We start from the raw sequence: 5,421 nt of genomic DNA, 5'->3' as shown, positions 1-5,421 counted from the left end.
GACGGCGCCATCCTGACCCGTGCGCTCGGCTTGACCGATGACGAGTCAGAAGCCCTTCAGCTCTACGAACGCAACCGGATCGAACGGACGTCACGCATCGTCAGCGGCTCCGGGGCCAATCGCACGTTGTTCCACATGAGCGATCAGGGAAAGCTTCGTCAAGCCTTCGCCAACCGTGACGAGGGCAAGGCTCGGAACGAGTGGTTGTACAGCTACAATCCCTTGATGGTCGGGCTGCATTAGGTTTGCATGCCGGTCGTAGAGGCCTCCCGGTTGCCGTTCATCGTTGGCCGATTGTGAGAGGTTTCATGTACGCGAGCTCGAACTATTCGCGACGCAAGCTGCTGGGACTTCTGGCAGCGGCTGTTGCGCCGGGTGGGCGAAGCTGGGCCCAGGGACAGCAGATCGTTCGAATCATCGTTCCGTTCACGGCAGGCACCGGGCCCGATCTGCTCGCGCGCATCCTCGGTGACGAGATGAGGCAGCGCTTGAACGAAACGGTGGTCGTCGAAAACAAGCCTGGTGCGAGCGGAAACATCGGGACGCAGGCGGCTGCGCGCGCCAACCCGGACGGCCAGACTCTGCTGGTGACCGTCAACACGTTCGTGATGAATACGAGCCTGTATCGCTCGATCCCCTACGATCCGGAAAAGAGCTTTGTGCCCATTGTGGAGATTGCGACGGGGGCTCTGGCCCTCGTCGTTCACCCTTCGACCAAGGCCGACACCGTCTCGGAGCTGATCGCACTCGCCCGCAGCAGGCCCGGCGAGCTCAACTATGCATCCCCCGGTCGAGGAACACCGCAACACCTCGCCATGGAGCTTTTCAAGCTTACAGCGCATGTCAATTTGACGCACATCCCCTATTCGGGCTCCGCGGGTGCAGTGAAGGACCTTCTGGCCAACGAAGTCTCGGCCATGTTCCTGCCGATTCATACTGCGCTTCCCCTGAGGGAGAACGAACAGATACGTATTCTCGCCGTCGGCAGCAAAGTTCGGGCGCCGCAGGCCCCGCAAGTGCCGACCTTGGCTGAACTGGGCATGGCCGATTTCGACGTCGATTTGTGGTTCGGAGCCCTCGCCCCAGCCGGTACTCCAAAGGCCATCGTCGATCGCTACAATACGGTGTTCGGCGAAATACTGGCGCAGCCGCACGTTCAGGCGACTCTTGCGAAGCAGGGCTTGATCGCTCAAGGCGGCCCGCCCGAGCGCCTGTCGGAGTTGATCGTCGCGGATCGCGTGCGCTGGGCCAAGGTGGTCAAGGACGCCGGCATCGCACCCGACTGACCCTGCGAAGGGTTACGGGCAGCGGCGGCCAGGGAAGCAATCGATACGCCGTGATCGCCGGGCTTGACCTGATGACCTGCTCGGTTCCGCGTTATGGGTGTCGATTTCGATGCGTCTTCTTGACCAACGAACCTATCTGTCGCCATCCTGCAGCTTGCAGGCACCTTTTCCGCTTATTTTGCGCTGATGGGCCGCTCAGAACGATCAACTCGGGCGAGAGGTGAGATATGGGTGGCACGCCGCCATCGGCAGGGACACGCACGGCGAACATGAGGCTGAGAAGAACCGCCAATCGCAAGAGGGCCGGCCCCGGTCAACGCGACCCCGACCGCACCCGGGCCGAGGTCCTGTCGGCGGCGCGGCAGGAGTTCGCAAGACTTGGCCTGGCTGGTGCGCGAGTCGACGAGATCGTGCGCATAGCCGGTGTCAGTAAACAGGTCATCTATTATCATTTCAGCAGCAAGGACGAGTTGTTCAAGGCGGCGCTGCTCTCCAGTTATGACGAGATACTTGCGAATAATCTGGAATACCTGCGCAAAGCTCCCGGCGGATCGCCAGAGAGGCGATTGCGAAACTTGATCGTCCATCTCTTCGACCGGATCGGCTCCCATCGCGAGGTGATATCGTTGATCGTGGAGGAGAACCGCTATCGGGGACAGCATCTGCGGCACTCCACCCTGCCCTATCTCTCCTCCAAGCCGATCGTCGAGCATCTCGAGGAAATCCTCAGGGAGGGCGCGGCATCCGCGCTCTTCAAACCCGGGATCGATGCCAGGCAAATATTTCTCGATATTTTTTCGATGTGCCTCTTCTACTTCACGAATCTTTATACCGTGTCCGCCGTCATCGGCGCCGACCTCTCGGCGGCGAACGAGATCAGGCGGCGCCGTGACCATATCGTGCACAGCGTCATGAGCAGTCTCAGCCCCGGATGCTGAGTAAGCGCTCCAGAGAACCGGCGTCGCTTCTTCGATGAATATCGGGCCGCGCGCGGCCTCCATTGCTCGGGCGCGTTTGCACCGCCGTGCCCCTGTTCGCGGATGGCAATCAATCTACGGATGAATCACGCCACTTTGCTCGCTGACGAGAAAGCGCTCCTTGCGCGCCAGGAAATCGCTAACCACCTCGGTCACGGCTTCCGGCCGGTCCAGATCGACCAGGTGGGCAGCATCGTAGACCAGCATGAGATGCGCGTTGCCGTAGTGCTGTCGATAGAAGCGCGCCATTTCCGGCGGCGTGAGCCGATCCTCCGTTCCAAACACCACGAGCGTCGGAACGGAGAGGCCGGACAGCTTCTCCTCCAGCGCCGCATCACGCGGCGGCCCGATGAGCCGGCGCACCAGGGTTTCCTGCTTCGAGTCCACCTCCGGATTGCCGGGGGCGAGCGGGAATCGCTCGGGATGGGCATGCATGACCTTCCGCCGCTCCTCTGGCGTCGCCATTCGGGGGCGCTCGGCCGGGCGGAAAACCGCCGGGGAGAGCAGGATGAGGGATTGCAGCTTCTCTCCTTCCTGCAACGCCATATGCGTTGCCAGCTTGCCGCCGAAGGACGCACCCACGAGGTGATAGGATCTGATGTCGAGGGCGGCGACCGCTGCGCAAAGGGTGGCGGCGAGTTCGGCCATGTCGCGGCTGCGCTCGTTGACCGGCGACGCGCCGAAGCCGGGTGTCTCGAGGGCGATGACGCGGTGCGTGCTGGCCAGCATCTCGTGCATCGGCGAGAGGCGCAAACCGCCGGCTCCATGGATGCAGACCACCGCATCGATACCGTCCGGCTGCGGGTCTGCCTCCAAGTAGCGGATCGTGAAGCCGTCAGCGTCTATCTTGCGCTCGACGAAGGCGGAGATCGTGCTTTGTTCGGCCATGGATGCTCCTCAATTCTCGTGCAGGCGCGGCAGCAGCCTGCCACCGAACAACTCGATGGAGCGCCTGGTGCGATCGGCGATGGGGACGATTGGAAAGAGGTCGAGGATACCGGCGCCCACTTGATCTCGAACGCGGCAAATCTGCTTCCAGATGGTCTCCGGACTGCCCAACAGGATCTGGCCCTGCTCTATTCGCTCGGCGGCATCTCGCGGCGCGACGCGCTCCTTCTGCTCCTCCGCCGCTTTGCCGAAATAGCCGGAGGACATCGCGCCGGCGAGCACCGCCTTGTTCGCCATGGTCAGGCCCACATGGGGTTTGGCCGCGCCCGACTCGACCAGGTCCGCCATGGCCTGCTCATCCGTCTCGGCGACGTGGAAGCCCATCCGATAAAGGACCTGGTCGATGCTGGGACGCCAGCCGAGCTTGTCGGCCTCTTCCCGATAGAATCTCGCCGCCTGCGATGCCAGCGGCACGGTCGTGAACGCAAGTCCCAGCCCGACATGGTTGCGGGCTGCCATGGCACCCGACTCCGGACTCGAGCCGGACATATAGAGAGCGGGATAAGGCGACTGCACCACGCGCGGCCAGACCGCAACAGAGCGGTATTGGTAGAATCGGCCCTGCCATCCGAAGGGCTCCGGCTCGGTCCAGGCGCGGCGGATCAGCGCCAACGCCTCCTCGAACCGGTCGCGCGATTCGGCAGGGTTGATGTTGTAGGTAACGTATTCGTTCGGCGTGCCACGCAGAAGTCCGGCGACGACGCGGCCGCCCGTGAGATTGTCCAGCATGGCGTATTCTTCCGCCACCCGGACCGGATTCAGGATGGGCACCGTCGGTCCCAGGAGGGCGATCTTCGCCCGCTTGACCAGCTGGGTCAGCGCTCCGGCCAGCACCATGGGATTTGGCGTCAGGGAAAAGCCGGCATAGTGATGCTCGGCGACGGTGACCCAGTCGAAACCCAGTTCATCGCCGAGTTGCAGGTTTTCCAGGCCGCCGAGCATCGAGCGCCGTCCAATCTCCAGATCATAGGCGCTGGGCGCCACGGGCCATCCGGCCGGGGAAGGGCCGCTGTAACGTATGGGGTTGAAGAGAGCCGCCTTCATGGAATCTTGCCTCGGGAATTGTCTCGCCACATCCGGCAGCATAGGGTCTTGGTGCGGTCGCACCAACCAGTTGGTATGTTTTTTGCCAATCGGCGCCGCAGCAGACGAGAGGGAGGGGGCATGGTCGGTCCGGTCACGCAATCTCGGTCCGTCGCAGGATCGGAATCACCTGTTCTGCGAACAACTCAACCGCCTGAATTCGGTGCGCGTCAACGGCGCGGCCCAGAATCGCGAGAAAATGACCGGCGCCGCAGCTGCGACATTGAGCGATGATCTGCTCGGCCACCTGGGCCGGCGTCCCTGCAATGAATTCATCCGCATGCACCGAGAAGCCGCCCCCGGACTTGGGCGCATCCAGTAGCGAAGGGGACTGCCGGCGCACGCGGGGATCGCCCACGAGCACCCTGGCGACACTCTCCCTCGCCGTCTGCGATCGTTCGTTCGCCTCCGCCTCGCTCGGCGCAATAGAGACGTTGCGGCGGATGGCAAAGTCGTCCGGGCCGCAGGCGATGCCGAGCCGGTCGGCCTCGGTGCGGTAGGCATCGAATATCTCCTTGACACGTGCGACGGATTCGAAGGCCGTGCAGATCTTGGACCGGCGCGCGGCCGACTTGATGGCTGAAGTGGTGCTGACCACCGTCGTCCATTTGGGGGGCGAGGGCTGCTGCAGCGGGCGCGGCACGATGCGAAGGTTGTCGAAGTTGTAATACCGCCCATGATGCGAGATCATCGGCTTGGCGAGCCAGGCGTCGAGGATCTGGAGGGTCTCGTCGAAGCGCTCGCGGTTCTCCTCAGGTCCGATGCCGGTCTGGATCAACTCCTGCGGCACGCCGCTGGCGCAGCCGATCTCGAGCCGACCGCCGGTCAGATGATCGAGCATGCCGATCTCCTCCAGCACGCGCCACGGCTGATAGAGCGGCAGCACCATGCCCATGGTGCCGAGCCGCATCCGCACGGTGGAGCTGGCGATAGCGGCGATCAATAGATTGGGCGACGGGCTGTAAGAGGGGCCGAAATGATGCTCGCTGAAGAAGATGCCTTCGAAGCCAAGGCTCTCGATGTGCCGCCAGTGGGCAAGCCCTGAATCAAACACCGCCGTTGCCACCTCCGACGCAACCTCTTCCGGGCCGGCCGGAGCATGCAAGAACTCGAAGAGCCCAGGCTTA

At 63.1% G+C, this 5,421-nt stretch carries 5 protein-coding genes and 1 pseudogene; 3 read left to right on the top strand and 3 right to left on the bottom strand.

All coding sequences use genetic code 11. The annotated features are described in order from the left end of the window. The 3 genes and pseudogenes from JOY90_RS10300 to JOY90_RS10290 form a co-directional block, all read left to right on the top strand. Window positions 1–243 (top strand): annotated as a pseudogene (locus JOY90_RS10300) (hypothetical protein); the annotation flags it as partial. Between the two features lie 65 nt (window positions 244–308). Beyond that, the gene (locus JOY90_RS10295; protein WP_291691030.1) at window positions 309–1,286 is read left to right on the top strand and encodes a tripartite tricarboxylate transporter substrate binding protein; all 978 of its coding nucleotides are present in this window, start codon (window positions 309–311) and stop codon (window positions 1,284–1,286) included. A 269-nt stretch (window positions 1,287–1,555) separates the two neighbouring features. Beyond that, window positions 1,556–2,224 (top strand): TetR/AcrR family transcriptional regulator, encoded by a 669-nt coding sequence (locus JOY90_RS10290; RefSeq protein WP_291691029.1) that lies wholly within the window; start codon window positions 1,556–1,558, stop codon window positions 2,222–2,224. Between the two features lie 114 nt (window positions 2,225–2,338). Here the strand turns inward: JOY90_RS10290 and JOY90_RS10285 are convergent, their stop codons facing one another. The 3 genes from JOY90_RS10285 to JOY90_RS10275 all read right to left on the bottom strand — a co-directional run. Next, on the bottom strand, window positions 2,339–3,151 hold the full coding sequence (locus tag JOY90_RS10285; protein ID WP_291691028.1) for an alpha/beta fold hydrolase: 813 nt from the start codon (window positions 3,149–3,151) through the stop codon (window positions 2,339–2,341). 9 nt (window positions 3,152–3,160) lie between these two features. Next, window positions 3,161–4,396 carry an LLM class flavin-dependent oxidoreductase gene (locus JOY90_RS10280; protein ID WP_291691027.1) on the bottom strand — a complete coding sequence of 412 codons (1,236 nt, stop codon included), beginning with the start codon at window positions 4,394–4,396 and terminating at the stop codon, window positions 3,161–3,163. Then, a partial coding sequence (locus tag JOY90_RS10275; RefSeq protein ID WP_291691026.1) for an LLM class flavin-dependent oxidoreductase occupies window positions 4,389–5,421 on the bottom strand: 1,033 nt, incomplete at its 5' end. The genes JOY90_RS10275 and JOY90_RS10280, both read right to left, overlap by 8 nt.

It is taken from the genome of Bradyrhizobium sp. (genome assembly GCF_019242285.1).
Lineage (GTDB): Bacteria > Pseudomonadota > Alphaproteobacteria > Rhizobiales > Xanthobacteraceae > Bradyrhizobium.
The sequence above is the reverse complement of the archived record's forward strand: the minus strand, read 5'-3'. Positions and strand labels throughout refer to the sequence as shown.